This window comes from Pantoea sp. EEL5 (genome assembly GCF_049892805.1).
GTDB classification, from domain to species: domain Bacteria; phylum Pseudomonadota; class Gammaproteobacteria; order Enterobacterales; family Enterobacteriaceae; genus Pantoea; species Pantoea ananatis.
The window spans coordinates 108,724-125,162 of the sequence record NZ_JBNDNJ010000005.1 but is presented as its reverse complement, the minus strand read 5'-3'; the positions used below and the strand labels follow the sequence as shown (position 1 = coordinate 125,162).

Here is a 16,439-nt window from a genome sequence, read left to right as displayed (position 1 = left end):
GGAACAGGCCGCTGACGATGCGGCCTGTTTCAGCCAGCCTTTTACCAGCCTTTGATCGCATCACCTTTGTAAACTTCTTCTGCTTTGGCCGCGACTTCCGGAGACTGTAACGCAGACTTCAGCTTTTGGATTTTATCGCTGTCTTTGTTGTCCTGACGTGATACCAACGCATTGACGTAAGGCGATGAGGCGCTTTCCATAAACAACCCATCGCGACGCGCCGACAGGCCAGCCTGGGCAGAGAAGTTGGTATTTATGATTGAAAGCGTGACATTTGGATCGTCAAGAGTACGGGTTAACTGCGGCGTATCCACCTCAACCAGCTTCAGATGCTTAGGGTTTTCGGTGATATCCAGCGAGGTCGGCAAATAGCCCACGCCGTCTTTGAGCTTAATTAAGCCCTGAGCCTGCAACAGCAACAGACTGCGGCCCAGCGTTGTGGCCTCATTAGAAAGGGTAATCGTATCGCCATCTTTGAGTTCGCTGATGTTTTTAATCTTGTGAGAATAGGCAGCGATAGGGAAAACAAAGGTTTTACCGACAACGGCAAATTTGTAGCCACGCTCTTTAGACTGTTCTTCCAAATAGGGGAGGCTCTGAAAGGCGTTGGCATCAACTTCTTTATTGTTCAGCGCTTCGTTTGGCAGTACGTAATCGTTGAAGTTAAGCACTTCAACATCCAGCTGATACTTGTCTTTGGCAATTTTCTGAACTTCCTGCCAGATAGCTTCGTCGGGACCGGTGTTGATCGCCACTTTAACTTTATGATCGTTATCAGGTGAGCAGGCGGACAACAGTAATACGGAACTGGCGATTAGCGCCGTAAATAAACCTTTCATTAGTAGCGATTCCCATCAGTAAAAGATGTCAAAAGCCTAATACAATTTATCCGCCTTGCGTACTGACGCGGCGATATAAGATATAACCATTACTGCATGATTTGTCTAAAAATTCACCGCATGGTCATCAGGCGCTATCCTGGCGTTTTTAACCGCTGGCAGGGTAATTGACGTCGTCGAACACGATCATAGGCTACGTTTAAACACGTTATTCATTTCAGTATTGCCGACGCGAGTCAGGAGAAACCATGTCAGGGAATCATTCAGATAAATCATCAGAGAAAAAAATCGTTGCCGTACAGGTGTTAAAAAGTAGTGAAGCATGGAACGGTCAACACATTGACGCTTATCCGCAGGGTGAACCCGAACTGACCGTGATGCGCCTGACCATTCCGGCTAATTCTTCGTTACCCTGGCATACGCATCCCATGCCGAATGCGTGTTTTATCCTGTCAGGTACGCTTGTAGTTGAGGATAAAGAAACGGGTGAGCAGCAAACCTTTCAGGCTGGCGAAGCGTTAAATGAAACGGTGAACAGCGCACATCGCGGCTTTACGCTGAACACGCCTGCTGAGTTGGTGATTACCTATGCGGGGGTGAAAGGGATGGAGCTGAGCGACCCGCTTCCCGGCGAACCTGAAGAGTTCTAGCGTGAGAATGCCTACCGGTACAGTTTCGGGTTAAACACTCGCTGGAGCCAGTCCTTTGCAGATCGCGTGAACGGGGCAGAAAACCTGATTCAGGGTGCGCATTTGGCATCTGGAATACTGTGTAGGGTCATGGCGCAAAAAAAACCAGCCGGTGAAGGCTGGTTTACGTTTGTATGCAACTCTCATTACGCTTTCAGCGAGGCGCCGCCGCAGATAACCAGTTCCTGGCCCGTAATGGCTGCGGCGGGTTCGCTAAGTAGATAACCCACTAGCGAGGCGACTTCTTCTGGTTGAATGAGCCGGCCAATCGGCGGAACCATAGGGGCCGACGACGTACGTTCAGGTCGGGTGAGCATGGGGGTTTCGGTCGCACCAGGCGCAACAACGTTAACGGTGATGTTACGCGGTGCCAGCTCCATTCCCCACGAGCGAACCATGCCAACCAGTGCCGCTTTGGTTGCAGCGTACTGCGAGCGGTTAGCGGCACCTCGCGACGTGCGGCTACCTATAATGACAATCCTGCTGCCAGGCTGCATCATCGGCACAAAGTGGTTCACCAGGACTTCCGCCGCCTGAACGTGCAACGACCACAGGCGCGCGCCGGCAGCGCTATCAAGTTCGCCTAACGGGGCGGCCACCATCATCCCTGCTGCATGTATCAACGCATCCGGGGTACCGAGTGTGCTGATAACCGACTTAAGCTGTTCCGCATCCGTTAAATCCACGGCAACCCAGTTAAGGTTCGGTGAGGCCATCTCTCCCTGGGTTCTGCTAAGTCCCGTCACTTTCCAGCCGTTATTCAGCAGATGATGGGTGATGGCCTGGCCGATACCGGAACTGTATCCCGTGACGATAGCGTGACGCATCTCAGTCTCCTAACATAGATTTTGGCACTTTAAACACCGCTTTGCGGACCGTCATCGGTTCGTTGACCGCGCACAGCGCCTGATGAGGCTCACCGGGCAGAAATACCGCAAAGTCCCCTTTGCGTAGCGTTATGCTCACGGGCCATTCGCGGGGGCGGGTGATGAACAGATCGGGTTTCTTCTCTTCATCATCCGTCTTCGCGACGGACTGCGTACCGGCGTTGATAATCTCTTCGCCTTCCAGCATCACCTGAATATCCGCCCAAAGATGGTGATATTCGGTGTGCCGTAACGCGGCATCTTCGGTAGTGGCCTGCTGAATATTACAAAACCACGCAACATTTTCTGGCTGCCATTTACCGATATCTTTTGCTGCCAGTGCCTCAAACGTGCATGAGGGTAAACGGAGCAGGGCCAGTAAGGGTTCAGGTAATCCTGCCAGGGCCAGGTTGTTCAGGTTTCCAACAATCATCAGATTACTCCTTCACCCACTCAGGCGTGACGCGCGCGTATTTAATTGCCTGACGAAAATAGGTATAAGCGATATGCAAAGTCCCCCCAGCATCCTGCTTGATGCTGGGATAGGAAAATTCACGGTTGCGTTTTTCCTGAGAGTTATTGGTCATACAGTATCCATCGCCTTCATCGAGGTTTTTCTGCCATGGCCAGGTCTTGCCCCCATCCGCTGAAATAGCCACGGTCATGGGCGCGCGCGGTGCCCCCCAGAATGCGGTACGGCCTGTCGTTTCCGGCTCTTTTCTGCCATCACCGTCATCGATCTCATCATATAGAGAGGCACGACGTTCTGTGGCCCCGGCCGCACTCATATTGTTAAATACCAGCGCCAGCTCGCCGCTGTGCAGCGTCGTCACCTGAATAGAAGAGTTGTTGTTAGGTAAAACAGTGGCCTCGGGCGATGACCAGGTTTCTCCGCCATCGGTGGAGCGGCTCAGATAGATATGATCCGCCCAGCGGCTGCGGTAAAGGGCAACCAGCGAACCATCCTGCAAGGCGGTGATATTCATGTGTACACACCCCAGGCTGTCTGGCACGACCACATCTCGCCAGCTTTTGCCCTGATCAGACGAAATTTTCACCGCGCTGATATCATCATTACCTACCCATTTTTCACCTGGCTGGGTACGGCAGTAGAACACGGGCAGTAACCAGTTACCGTTATCCAGAACGGTAATGGGCTGACGGATAAAGGTGCCTGGCTTATCTAACAGCGTATCGATCGGGCCCCAGGTTTGGCCAAGATCGCTGGACTGGCGGTATCGGACAATCGCCGTATCCTGATTGCCGGAGATCTGCGCCGTCCACAATAGCCAGAGAACATTATTGGGCGCGAGAAACAGCACAGGGTTTTGCTCAGACCGCGTGGGATCGTCAGACAGTTTGACGGCTTCGCTCCAGGTGTCAGCGCCTGCCGGCAAGCGAGAGCACCAGACGGAGATATCGGCAATCCCTTCCTGTGTTCCGCCAAACCAGACGCAGAGCAGGGAACCGTCCTGCAGTGGCAAAATATTGGCGGCGTGGTTTTGCGGGCATGACGAAGGCAACATTGCCGTCATTACTCGGCCATCTTTTTCCCATGGCTTCAGATGGCCATCACGAATTACGGTTACGGTCATTTTATTCTCCTTTGCTTGCTGCATTTTTTGCCTCTTCAGCGGCCTGGGTCCGGGCTTTACTTGGGATCATATGGTCAATAGCCATAATCAATGCTGGTGTCAGTAGCGCGATATACATGTTGTTGATACCAAAAGGATCGCCTAACAGATACCAGATGGAGGTCACCACACAGGCGCCCACCAGGCCCGCATTTGCCCCACGCGTACTTCTGTAGAACGGCGCGTAGAAGGCAATCACCGCAACAACGGTAATAGACAGACGAATAGCACGTGTAAAGAAAGAGAGTTTTAAGACTTCAGGCACGAACAGAACAAAAATCAACGGCAGGAAACCAATCAACAGTGATAACCAGCGCGTTGTTTTAAATTCCTGATCGGGCGTCGGTTTGAAATAAGGCACATAGAAATCTTTCACCACCAGTGAGGCGATCGCCAGAGCGACGGTACTGACGCTGACAAAGATGGAGGCCACCAGCGAGGTCGTTACCAGACCCGCCAGCCAGGGGTTCATGTCCTGCAAAAACACCGGCATGGCGTACAGGCTGTTAATCTCTGGATGCAGGTACTTTGCGGCCACACCGATCACCGCAATCGCCAGTGCAATCGGCATACAGAACAGGAAAGCAATCCACGTGGAGCGCTGTGCAGATTTCACGTCTTTAGTTGAGGAGATAGCCTGAATAACAAACTGTGTGCAGAAAATCGAACCAATAGTACCGATGAGCCAGGCAACGATGGTTGATACGCCGATATTACCATCCCAGGTCCAGTAATAGGCGGGCATTTCGTCGATCATAGGTTTGAAGCCGCCCGTTTGCGACAGTGCAAACCACAAAATAGCCAGAATACCAAAATACTTCAGCGCGCTGTGCAGCATGGTGACCCAGGCAATTCCCTTTAAACCACCAAACGCAAAGTAGAAGGTACTGACGATAGCGGTGATAAACGCAGCAATGGGCAGGGTAACGTGTAAGACCGTCGCGATAGCTGCGGCACCACTCACATAATTACCCACGTTTACCAGCAGCAGGGCATAAATCATAATCAGTGAAATGATATTCTTGGTACTGCTACCGTATTTTTCAGCGATGGCGCCCGAAATGGTAATTTTGCCGGTGTTATAAATACGTTTAACCAGAATCATACCAAATAACGGAAAACCGATTGCCGCACCAATAACAGACCATGACGCGGCAATACCGCCTTCAAAAGCGGCCTGCGCGGTGCCGATGGTCGACTTTGCCCCTATATATTCTGACATCAGCAGAATACCAACAATAAAGGCGGGCATGGCGCGTGAGCCTTCCATAAAATCGCCAGAGTTTTTACTGCGTAAGCGAAACGTTAGCCAGGTGGTAAATAAAATATAAGCCACCACGATGCCAATAATTATCAGGGTGTCCTGAGCGTTGAAAGTTTTCATTATAGCCTCAGATATAACAAGATAAATTCGGGGAGCACAGCGACTCCCTGTCTTTACGTTTTATTACTTCTTATTATCATTTCAGGTACAGGTTGATGATTCTGCGGATTTCATCTTCCTGTGCGGTATCAAAGTGAACGGCATAACGGCTTTCGCCCACGTTATAACCTAAAATCTGCAACGCTTTTTTAACTGCTGCGGGTGAAAATGCCACTTTATAAAGGTCTGTGCGTAAGCCCGTGACCTGCTCTTGCGCCAGCCGCGATCCTTCACGATCTCCGGCATGGAAGCGAGACCAGATAGCATTGATTTGACGCGGCGCGACGTTAGCCAGGCCTGAAATACAGGCTGAGCATCCCTCGACATAGCCCTGGTGAATCAGTGAGTCCGGACCGTTCAGCACATCGAAGTCTTTACTGTCCTTAACGGCATCCAGATAACCTTTCAGGCTTTCATAGCTTCCCGCGCTGTCTTTCACGCCAATAATATTCGGGTGTTCAGCAAGTGTGCGGGCCGTTTGTGGCTCGATCGTATTACCCGTCCTGGCCGGAATGTTATATAAAAACACCGGAACGGAAAGGGCATCCGCAATGGCCGTGTAATGATGAATAAGTTCGCGCTGATTAAGCGGCACAAAATAAGGCGTAATCACCGAAACTGCGTCCACGCCCAGTTTTTCGATTTGTTTGCCCAGCCGAATGGTTTCGCGGGTGGAAATCTCACCAATATGCGCCACAACGTTTCCGCGCCCCGATACTTCATTAACACAGGTTTCAGTAACAGTGAGTTTCTCTTTCTCATTAAGAACAAAAAACTCACCGTTAGTACCGCCACAGAAAATACCGTTGCCCGCATTAAGTTGGCGAATAACCTGACGCTTAAGTTCATCAAGGTTAAGTCCGCCTTCTTTATCAAAAGGGGTAACAATAGCTGTTAACACACCTTCAATTTTCTTACGCATTACCCACTCCTTTTTTAAATTAAATCCTGGGGAAAAGTGTCCGGTAAATTGCAGCCACATCCTGATGGCTGACTACGCAAGGCGAATTGTTCATCAATCGCTTCACGTTCAGAGCCGCTTCACTGAGGGAATCGATATCATCGGATGGCACACCCAGGGCTTCCAGGTTATCAGGCAGGTTGAGGCGTTTGACTAATTTGGCCAGATAGTCAACCAGCGCATGTGATTTCTCTTCCTGACTCAGCGTGGTATCGGCTTCCGGGATCAGATCCCAGACGTTGGCAAATTTCTCCACCGCAAAGGGCCGCACTACTTTCATGCAGGGCGCCAGCAGAATGGCGTTAGCGACACCGTGAGGCAGATGCCAGGTACCGCCTAAGGGATAGGACAGGGCATGAACAAGATGGGTACCGGCATGGGCAATGGCTGCACCGCCATAATAAGAGGCCCACAGCATTTCCAGCTTGGCTGTCAGGTTATGCGGTTCATTAACGGAGGTTTCCAGATGACGGAATAATTTATACAACCCCATGAGTGCAACATTGTCACCGACAGGGTTCGAAATCGTTGCGGTGTAGCACTCAAGTAAATGGCACAGCGCATCAATTCCCGTTGATGAGGCGATATGCGCGGGCATGCTGGTTGTCAGCTCAGGTATCAGGGCAACATAATCTGGCAGCATGACAGGCGAAATAATACCGACTTTGGTATTTTTCTCGGGAATGGCCAGAATGGCATTTGGGGTCGATTCCGATCCTGTGCCCGCAGTAGAAGGAATGAGCAGCGACGGCAAGCGCGCTTCAATTTTCTGACCGTCCAGCAGAGCCTTGAGCGAAGGACGGGACGCATGGCATAAAACCGAGAGGAGCTTCGCCACATCCAACACGCTTCCGCCACCAACACCCACGACCAAATCATAGGCCTTACCTGCCGTGCGCGTCAGCACTGTTTCAACGTCAGTATGCGTCGGCTCTGCCGGAACATCGTCAATGAGCTCTACCTGACGAGCATCCTGCCCCAGTAGTGTGAGGATCTGCGCTGTTGCCGGCAAATTCACAATGTTTTTATCTGTTAAAACCAGCAGTCGTTTTCTGCCCGCCACGACGGGCGCCAGTGCGTTTATCACATGAGAACCGCTTAATATCGTGCTGTTAATTATGGCCACATTCTTCTCCCCGTTTATGACTGAAATTCATCATGCTGCTGTAGCGCAATCACTCAGCGACTAAATTTATAAATAAAATGGCGCTTTATTAAATTGATCTTGCTCACATATAATCGATTGTGATTGAATATAATCAAATGATCGAGCGGATGCTTTGCACACCTGGTCGCTGTGTGTAAACGCGCCTTTAGCTGAAGCCGTCAGTGAGCAGCACGCGATTTGCTGCCTGGTGCGTGTTCCGTTGGTGATGCGCAGCGCACCGTCAAATGCGGTATTACTCAGGTGCGGAGATTGCGACGGCATTGTGCGCGACGGGATTCAGAATTGAGGGCCGGGCGGGTGATTGTGCGCCATACAGATACTTTCCCGGCCGCGGCCGGAGTCTGACTGTATTGATTAAAGTCGGTGTTTTCGGAGATGAAACCACCCTTTCAGAAATATTGAGCTTCGTTGAGGAGAAAACAGGTGACGAATACTGTTGCTATAACAATGGGAGATCCTGCCGGGATCGGTCCTGAAATCATTATTAAAGCGTTAGCCGAAGGTGCATTGAATGGTTCACCCGCGGTTGTTATCGGCTGCGCTGAGACTTTCCGCCGCATACTGGCCATGAACATCACACCTCAGGTTGAACTCCGGGTGATCGACCAGGTTTCTGAGGCACGGTTCACGCCCGGCATCCTTCATATTATTGATGAGAAGGTGGCGCATCCCGAAGCGTTGCAATGTGGTGTGGTTCAGCCAGAAGCCGGTGATGTGGCCTACCGCTGCATCAAGCGCGCGACCGAAATGGCGCTGCGTGGTGAGGTAAAGGCGATTGCGACTGCGCCGCTGAATAAAGAAGCGCTGCATCTGGCAGGGCATCATTATCCGGGCCATACCGAATTACTCGCGAAGCTAACGGACACCAAAGATTATTCGATGGTGCTCTACACCGATAAACTGAAAGTCATTCATGTCACCACACATATTTCCCTGCGCAAGTTTCTGGATACGCTGAGTCAGGCGCGGGTGGAAACGGTGGTCAGGATTGCCGATACCTTTTTACGCCGGGTCGGTTTCACACAACCGCGTATTGCGGTGGCAGGAGTAAACCCACATGCGGGTGAAAATGGTCTGTTTGGCGATGAAGAGATCCGTATTCTGACGCCCGCTGTCGAAGCGATGAAAGCGCAGGGCATGGATGTGTACGGCCCCTGTCCACCGGACACCGTTTTCATGCAGTGTAACGAAGGCATGTACGACATTGTTGTCGCCATGTATCACGATCAGGGGCATATTCCGCTTAAGCTGCTTGGCTTTTACGACGGGGTGAACATCACGGCAGGATTGCCTTTCCTGCGTACTTCAGCCGATCACGGTACGGCATTTAACATCGCCTGGACAGGTAAGGCTAATCCGGAGAGTATGGCGATATCAATTGATATGGCCATGAAGATTACCCGGGAGTAATAATTTATCGAAAGCTAATGCTTTCTGGTCACTCAGGCGATGGCAAGACATCGCCTTTTCTTCACCGGGCTGAAGCGTCATCGCTGTCCACAACCCATCCACCTCAACACGTTACCTCCACTTCGCTTGCAAATGACTACGAGCAGATAGTCATGCTCTATTACATAAGTTCTCTTTATTTAAGTTTTGATCGGCAGCGACCTGCCTCAGTGGGATAATATGAATGGATTGTCTCAGTGCTGTAGCGACTTTCTTATTTCAACGTCATTAACATTCGCCGCTCAGTTAATAACTCGGCGATGTACATTGAAGTTTACGGATTTTAAGCAACCGGTGTGATTATTCATTTTTTAGGTGATCGCTGCCTCATATTATCTGGTTAAAAATGTCACATTTATTACCTATAAAGAAAATGGAAAGATAAGTTTTCATTGTTATCAACCTTAACCGACTTTTCTGTTTCTGTATGACCGACGGCCGTTACGCTAACGCTATGAATATTCAGCATGCATGGCCGATCTTTTTTTGATGTTTAATCATTTTTACGTTTTATACATTGTCAGAAAGGCGCGCATAGTGACGCGGCTATTTTCATCGCATGATAAATCCCGCATGATGGTGTCGTATTATTTCCACCTCGATTCTGAGGTTATTGTTATATCTTCCTGTGCATTTCATCTATGCACCAGACTTATTCGACGCGCATTTTTCTGCGTATGAAAATGGATAACTGGAGAAATAAACATGAACTATCCTGCCGAGCCTTTCCGCATTAAAAGTGTTGAAACCGTATCAATGATCTCACGCGATGAGCGTGTTAAAAAAATGCAAGAAGCGGGCTATAACACGTTTTTACTGAATTCAAAGGATATCTACATCGATCTGCTGACAGACAGCGGTACAAATGCCATGAGTGACAAGCAGTGGGCAGGGATGATGATTGGTGATGAAGCCTACGCAGGCAGTGAAAACTTCTACCATCTCGAAAAAACGGTGAAAGAGTTGTTTGGTTTCAAACACATCGTTCCAACCCACCAGGGACGCGGGGCGGAAAACCTGCTCTCGCAGCTGGCCATTAAGCCCGGTCAATATGTCGCAGGAAATATGTACTTTACAACAACCCGCTTCCATCAGGAAAAAAATGGCGCAACCTTTGTGGATATTGTCCGCGATGAAGCACATGACGCCAGCCTGAATCTCCCCTTTAAAGGTGATATTGACCTGAATAAATTAGCGACGCTCATTAAAGAAAAAGGCGCCGAGAACATTGCCTATATCTGCCTTGCGGTCACCGTGAATCTGGCGGGTGGGCAGCCCGTTTCAATGGCAAATATGCGCGCCGTACATGAAATGGCCAGCACGTATGGCATTAAGATCTTTTACGATGCCACCCGTTGCGTTGAAAATGCCTATTTTATCAAAGAGCAGGAGGCGGGCTACGAGAACGTCAGTATCAAAGATATCGTGCATGAAATGTTCAGCTATGCCGATGGGTGCACCATGAGCGGTAAAAAAGATTGTCTGGTGAATATCGGCGGCTTCTTGTGTATGAACGATGAGGAGATGTTCTCAGCGGCAAAAGAGTTGGTTGTCGTTTATGAAGGTATGCCGTCATACGGCGGGCTGGCCGGTCGGGATATGGAAGCAATGGCTATTGGGCTACGTGAAGCCATGCAGTATGAATATATTGAACATCGGGTCAAACAGGTGCGCTATCTGGGCGATAAACTCCGTGAAGCCGGCGTACCCATTGTTGAACCGACGGGCGGACATGCGGTATTTCTTGATGCTCGTCGTTTCTGTCCACACCTGACGCAGGATCAGTTCCCTGCGCAGAGCCTGGCAGCCAGCATCTATATGGAAACCGGCGTGCGAAGTATGGAACGTGGAATTGTTTCCGCCGGTCGTAGCAAGGAAACGGGGCAGAACCATCGCCCCAAACTGGAGACGGTACGTCTCACTATTCCACGCCGTGTTTACACTTACGCGCACATGGATGTTGTTGCCGATGGCATCATTAAACTGTACCAGCATAAAGAAGATATTCGTGGTCTGACGTTTGTTTACGAACCTAAACAACTTCGCTTCTTTACTGCGCGTTTTGACTTTATTTAATACAACCCTGGCCCCGCAGGGGCCCTGTTTCTCTCCTATAGCCCTTCCTTTATTTCAGACCTGCCGCCATGGCAGGTCTGCAGTAGAACCGTTATTATCCAGCGGATTCAGAATGACGCCAAAATGATAATAAAGAGTCAACAGGAGAATTTCTCATGGTTATTAAGAAAACAACACCCGGTTTAATGAGTGGAACGATGCTTATCATTGCCACCGTCATAGGTGGCGGTATGTTCTCACTGCCGATTGCTATGGCTGGCATATGGTTTCCAGGCGCATCAATTATTTTAACGCTCATTGCCATAATGATGCTGTTAACCGGACTGATGCTGGTTGAAGTCAATCTCCATTATGGCGGTGGTGCGAGTTTTAACACCTTCACACAGGATTTATTAGGTCATAAATGGAATGTTGTGGTGGGTATCGCATTTGGCTTTGTCTTGTATATTTTAACTTATGCTTATATTTCTGGCTCTTCTGCTGTCATCTCTCAGACGGTAGAAAAATACAGCGGATTTTATCTTCCAGCCCGCTTATCTGTGATCATCGTAAGCGTGTTGGTCGGTGGCATCGCATGGTACAGCTCACTTTTGGTTGGTCGTATTACAACGGTGTTAATTATCGGGAAGTTTGTTGCCTTTTTTGCTACCTTTTCTGGCCTGATATGGCATGTCGAAGGCGCTAAACTTATTGACAGTGCCGCCTGGGCGCTGCCTGACACGCAATATCTGCCTTATATTTTAATGACGCTACCTTTCTGCATCATCTCTTACGGTTTCCACGGCAACGTGCCCAGTCTGGTGAAGCTGTATGGCACTCAGGGGGTTGAGAATATCACCCGGTCGATTTTTATTGGCACGGCTTTCGCTCTGCTGCTTTACATATTCTGGTTGGTCGTCACCATGGGCAATATCAGCCGCGCCGATTTTTCGCCCATTATCGCCAAAGGGGGGAATATTGATGTATTTGTCGAGGCAATAGGGGGCTTATTTACCAGCACGTCTATGGATCTGATCCTCACTTTCTTTGGTAATTTTGCGGTAGCCAGTTCATTGCTAGCCGCGACGCTGGGGCTTTTCGATTATATTGCCGATCTGTTTCATTTTTCAGACGACCGTTCTGGCCGGTTTAAGACGGCCCTGGTAACGTATTTGCCACCCGCTGTCGTTTGTTTCATCCTGCCCGGTGGCTTTGTCTATGCAATTGGCTATGCCGGTCTGGCCTTTACGATCTGGAGCGTTATTCTGCCGCCTTTTCTTGTGAAAGCGGCCCGCAAGCGTTTTCCCACTGCAGTCTATACCGCACCCTGTAATAACATGATCCTTAATCTGGTTATCGCGGTGGGGGGATTCGTTTACCTGACGGTGGTACTTGATGTATTCCGACTGCTGCCTTCGTTTAGCTAAAGTGAAGCGAGCGCGATGTGTGCACCTTATCACCATCACCATCCTGTGCTCTCATGCTGCCTGATTAGCCCAGTGTCCCTTGCCGGGGGCTGAGCGACTCACGTCTTCAACACTTCTCAGGCTTCAGCCGCGATGCTCCCACGGACAAGCTGGCTGAAGCTCAGTGTCAGGGCTCAGTGAGCCCCGATCGACAAAGCGTATAACGACCTGTTATTCAAGGTGTGATGACAGGCAGCAGGCTAAAGGGTGATACCCTGCTGCTGCAGTCGCGTTGCGCGGAATCTTACCTGAAGGCAAACATGCATCTCTTCATGGCAACATCCTGAGATGAGGTCTGAGCAATGTGAATTGGGGTTTTAACAAGAGCGGCCCTCATTAAAACCAGTCAGAGGGCCAAGAGATCGGGACAGTGGTATTTATTTTGCTGATTTATTATTGATTTTTACTCGTTCAGTTAACAGACTGGTTTCAAGATCAGAAAAATTCAGGGTTCTCAAGAAGGCAGGATTAATATTCTTACAGGGTAACAGTCGGGTATCACCAAGGTTATTGACAAGAATGAGGTAAGGATTTGTTCCTTGCATATCAATCACAGAGTTCAATTTCCACATAATTTCCTCCTTGGTTCATGGATGTCATGAACACAGCTGGAATTATGCGTGGTAATCCGCCGGAAAAATGAGGAATCAGTGCTACCTGATGCTCTGTTTCCCTCATGGTAAGCATTAAATTATAAATACTTGATGTACATCTATGTCATTAAATTGTCACAATGAAAGCCATCGCGAATCGCGTAAGAAATAATTAACTAAAATTTGATCGGACCGACGATGAAACAGAGTTGTCATAATGGACGTAGTTATGAAGGGTTCATTTTCCTGCATCACACGTGTTGATTAAATCTGAATTTATTTTACATGACGCCCTGTCAGGCATTACGCCTTTTTCCGGATCTAAGCATTTTTCGCCAGGGAAGGTGTTGTCTCTGATTACTTATGTCTTAAAATATTAATAACATAAAAACTACCAATTTAACCTCATGGAAACAGGCTTGTGAGGTATATTCCTTACATGCTTATTATTTATTTCGCTATCTCATCCCAGCGCATGTCACAATTCAGGCGTTGCTTCTGGTATGGTAGTGGACTTGCATATTTTCATAGCGATAATCTTGGTTTTGACGAAAAAATTGTTCAACGCACAATCTGCAATCCACTAATTGATCATTTTGTCGCGGCGGTCATTTAATTTTAATTACCCCTTTTTTTCATCAATGCTGTTATGTCACGCAAGGACACAGCGAATCATGCGGGAAATAACCAAATAATAACTTTAATTAACAGTGAGATTACAATGCCAAATAAATTACTCAGTGCTAACGCCACCGTTCCACAGTGGGATCGCCATAATCTGGTTCCGAGAATCGTTCATCTCGGATTTGGTGCGTTTCACCGTGCCCATCAGGCTGTCTATGCAGACGTTCTTGCTGCTGAACACAGCAGCGACTGGGGTTATATTGAAGTCAATCTTATCGGCGGTGAGCAACAGATTGCCGATCTCAAGCGTCAGGATTTTCTCTATACCGTGGCAGAAATGTCCGCCAGTGCGTGGTCAGGCAGGGTGGTTGGCGTCGTCAGGCAGGCGCTTCATGCGCAGGTTGATGGCACTGAAGCCGTGCTGGAGGCGCTATGCCAGCCGCAGGTTGCCATTGTGTCGTTAACGATTACCGAAAAGGGCTACTGCCACGCGCCCGCGACAGGCGAACTGATGCGTGACCATCCCCTCATCGTAGCTGACTTAGCACAGCCCCATCAGCCCCATTCCGCCCCAGGCATCATCGTTGAAGCGCTGGCCCGCCGCAGAGCGGCGGGGTTAGCCGCCTTCAGCGTCATGTCCTGCGATAACATTCCTGAAAATGGCAGGGTGATTGCAGGGGTCGTTTGCGCCTATGCGCGGCAATGCGATCGCGAACTGGCAAGCTGGATCGAACAGCACGTCACTTTTCCTTCTACCATGGTGGATCGTATCGTACCCGCCGTCACCCAGGAAAGCCTGAATAAAATTGCGCAGGTAACAGGGGTGCAGGATGCTCTGGCGGTGGCCTGTGAACCCTTCAGGCAATGGGTGATAGAGGATAACTTCGTAGCCGGACGTCCTGAGTGGGAAAAGGCCGGCGCAGAACTCGTTAACGATGTTGTCCCGTACGAAGAAATGAAGTTGCGCATGTTAAACGGCAGCCACTCATTTCTGGCCTATCTTGGTTATCTGGCGGGCTATGAACATATTTGTGACTGCATGGAGGATCCCGATTTCAGACGGGCAGCACGAACGTTGATGCTGCAGGAGCAGGCACCGACATTGCAAGTTAAGGGCGTGGATCTGACGCGTTATGCTGACCTGCTGATCGCGCGCTTTGAAAACAATGCGTTAAAGCACCGTGCCTGGCAGATAGCCATGGATGGCAGCCAGAAACTTCCTCAGCGCTGGCTGGACTCGGTTCGTTGGCATCTCAGAAACGAAAGTGATTTTGACCTGCTCGCCCTGGGCATTGCCGGTTGGATGCGCTATGTCTCAGGCGTAGACGAGCAGGGAAATCCGATTGAAGTGATCGACCCGTTATTACCCACTTTGAACGCTGCTGTGGGATCCAGTGCTGATGGCGAGGCGAGGGTGAAAGCATTATTAGGTGTCGATGCCATTTTTGGTGAGGCGCTGGCAAATAATGCGTACTTTGTGGAGCAGGTAACCCGTGCCTATCAGCTTCTGCTTGATAAAGGGGCGAAAGGCGCGGTAGCCGCTGCCGTTGCGCATTAATCTTCAGTGAGGCAAGCCACGGGCAGTGGCTTGCCTGGCGATTACAGGTTATCGTTTGGACGGCCAGATTGGTCGGCAACGACGCCCGTATCTGGTTTGAGTTCGCGCGTAAACCAGCTTACGACTTCCTGGATCACTTCCGGCTGGTACCAGGTGAGGTCGGCATGCTCTGCCCCTTTCACCACAACGTAGTCCACTTTCTCACCGGCTTTCCTGAGTGCATCAAACAGCTGCGCACTTTGATGGGGCGATACCAGAGAATCTTTATCACCGTGCATAATCAGGAAAGGCGGCTTGCTGTTTCGTAAATGTCCCATAGGGCTGGCATGCCGTGCTTTTGCCGTGTCGTCCATGATGCTTGCGCCAGCAAACTCACGAAAGGCTGGACCGTGCACCAGCAATGCCTCGGTTACCGCAGGTGACTGATGAACTTTTTGAATTTCATCGGCATAACCTTCGCCAATGTTAAGGAGGTCGGATATGCCATATAGCGTTGCCACTGCCTGCACATCAGAGGATTTATCGGTGAAATCACCGCGATCAAACGCCGTTTCCCCCTGTGTGGTGCCGAGCATTTGCACAAGCCATCCCCCAGCCGAATCGCCGAGTACACCAATGCGCGCGGGATCAATGCCGTATGTCTCGGCATGTTGTCGCAAATAGCGCACTGCCGCTTTACCATCATTTACCGGAGCCGGGAAGGTATCCGGTACAACGCGATATTCCGCAGCGGCCACAACAAAGCCAGCCTCTGCCAGCGCCATACGCATCTGGATGTACTTATCGTGATTGGCACTGGTAAAACCGCCACCGGGAAAATAAATGATGGCGGGTTTAGGCGCGTCGGTGCGGGGCACTAACAGCGACATATGGAGCGGCCTGGTCTCTCTTGCCGTCGTGATTTGTGAATAAACGATGCCACTTATGGCATCTATCTGATTGCGTGTTGGTTTGACCTGAATAACCTTTGCACCCTCACGATAACCCGTCAGATCGTTATGCTCTGTCGCCATCGCGCTCCCCATTGTCATCATTACTGCTAACCCACCAATTAAAAAATTGTGGCATAGATTCATAATTTTTCCCCAGACGTTGAGAGAAATGCTCTCAATTG

Annotated in this window: 14 protein-coding genes; 5 read left to right on the top strand and 9 right to left on the bottom strand. The window is 49.9% G+C overall.

All coding sequences use genetic code 11. The features are described 5' to 3' along the window. Positions 1 to 41: 41 nt before the first annotated feature. Positions 42 to 839, bottom strand: coding sequence for a MetQ/NlpA family ABC transporter substrate-binding protein (locus ACPXSQ_RS17935; protein WP_014333069.1), 798 nt, complete (start codon positions 837 to 839; stop codon positions 42 to 44). 248 nt (positions 840 to 1,087) lie between these two features. On the opposite strand from ACPXSQ_RS17935, the gene ACPXSQ_RS17930 reads away from it, so the two are divergent. Continuing rightward, entirely contained in the window at positions 1,088 to 1,489 is a 402-nt protein-coding gene (locus ACPXSQ_RS17930; protein WP_210507831.1) for a cupin domain-containing protein, read from the top strand. 185 nt (positions 1,490 to 1,674) lie between these two features. On the opposite strand, the gene ACPXSQ_RS17925 is transcribed toward ACPXSQ_RS17930, so the two are convergent. The 6 genes from ACPXSQ_RS17925 to ACPXSQ_RS17900 all read right to left on the bottom strand — a co-directional run bounded on the left by ACPXSQ_RS17925 (position 1,675) and on the right by ACPXSQ_RS17900 (position 7,538). Beyond that, a complete protein-coding gene (locus ACPXSQ_RS17925; RefSeq protein WP_072139138.1) occupies positions 1,675 to 2,355 on the bottom strand; it encodes an SDR family NAD(P)-dependent oxidoreductase in 681 nt (226 codons plus the stop codon). A gap of 1 nt (position 2,356) precedes the next feature. Beyond that, positions 2,357 to 2,827 carry a YhcH/YjgK/YiaL family protein gene (locus tag ACPXSQ_RS17920; RefSeq protein WP_013027811.1) on the bottom strand — a complete coding sequence of 157 codons (471 nt, stop codon included), beginning with the start codon at positions 2,825 to 2,827 and terminating at the stop codon, positions 2,357 to 2,359. 4 nt (positions 2,828 to 2,831) lie between these two features. After that, on the bottom strand, positions 2,832 to 3,989 hold the full coding sequence (locus ACPXSQ_RS17915) for a sialidase family protein (protein WP_014598171.1): 1,158 nt from the start codon (positions 3,987 to 3,989) through the stop codon (positions 2,832 to 2,834). A 1-nt stretch (position 3,990) separates the two neighbouring features. After that, complete coding sequence (locus ACPXSQ_RS17910) at positions 3,991 to 5,412, bottom strand: sodium:solute symporter family protein (protein WP_013027813.1); 1,422 nt, start codon at positions 5,410 to 5,412, stop codon at positions 3,991 to 3,993. A 76-nt stretch (positions 5,413 to 5,488) separates the two neighbouring features. Then, positions 5,489 to 6,373 carry a dihydrodipicolinate synthase family protein gene (locus tag ACPXSQ_RS17905; protein ID WP_013027814.1) on the bottom strand — a complete coding sequence of 295 codons (885 nt, stop codon included), beginning with the start codon at positions 6,371 to 6,373 and terminating at the stop codon, positions 5,489 to 5,491. Between the two features lie 19 nt (positions 6,374 to 6,392). Continuing rightward, a complete protein-coding gene (locus ACPXSQ_RS17900) occupies positions 6,393 to 7,538 on the bottom strand; it encodes an iron-containing alcohol dehydrogenase (RefSeq protein WP_426144199.1) in 1,146 nt (381 codons plus the stop codon). A gap of 465 nt (positions 7,539 to 8,003) precedes the next feature. Here ACPXSQ_RS17900 and ACPXSQ_RS17895 point away from each other — a divergent pair, with 465 nt between their 5' ends. The 3 genes from ACPXSQ_RS17895 (at position 8,004) to ACPXSQ_RS17885 (ending at position 12,511) form a co-directional block, all read left to right on the top strand. Continuing rightward, positions 8,004 to 8,990 (top strand): D-threonate 4-phosphate dehydrogenase, encoded by a 987-nt coding sequence (locus tag ACPXSQ_RS17895; protein ID WP_014333076.1) that lies wholly within the window; start codon positions 8,004 to 8,006, stop codon positions 8,988 to 8,990. Positions 8,991 to 9,734: 744 nt separating this feature from the next. After that, positions 9,735 to 11,105 (top strand): tyrosine phenol-lyase, encoded by a 1,371-nt coding sequence (locus tag ACPXSQ_RS17890; protein ID WP_282472860.1) that lies wholly within the window; start codon positions 9,735 to 9,737, stop codon positions 11,103 to 11,105. Between the two features lie 155 nt (positions 11,106 to 11,260). Further along, positions 11,261 to 12,511 (top strand): aromatic amino acid transporter, encoded by a 1,251-nt coding sequence (locus ACPXSQ_RS17885; RefSeq protein WP_426144198.1) that lies wholly within the window; start codon positions 11,261 to 11,263, stop codon positions 12,509 to 12,511. A gap of 416 nt (positions 12,512 to 12,927) precedes the next feature. Here ACPXSQ_RS17885 and ACPXSQ_RS17880 read toward each other — a convergent pair whose 3' ends face one another. Next, positions 12,928 to 13,122: a hypothetical protein gene (locus ACPXSQ_RS17880; RefSeq protein WP_013027819.1), complete on the bottom strand. Its 195-nt coding sequence runs from the start codon at positions 13,120 to 13,122 to the stop codon at positions 12,928 to 12,930. Positions 13,123 to 13,864: 742 nt separating this feature from the next. On the opposite strand from ACPXSQ_RS17880, the gene ACPXSQ_RS17875 reads away from it, so the two are divergent. Further along, entirely contained in the window at positions 13,865 to 15,325 is a 1,461-nt protein-coding gene (locus ACPXSQ_RS17875) for a mannitol dehydrogenase family protein (RefSeq protein WP_014598167.1), read from the top strand. A gap of 41 nt (positions 15,326 to 15,366) precedes the next feature. Here the strand turns inward: ACPXSQ_RS17875 and ACPXSQ_RS17870 are convergent, their stop codons facing one another. Then, positions 15,367 to 16,401: an alpha/beta hydrolase gene (locus tag ACPXSQ_RS17870; protein WP_019105845.1), complete on the bottom strand. Its 1,035-nt coding sequence runs from the start codon at positions 16,399 to 16,401 to the stop codon at positions 15,367 to 15,369. Between the last annotated feature and the right edge of the window lie 38 nt (positions 16,402 to 16,439).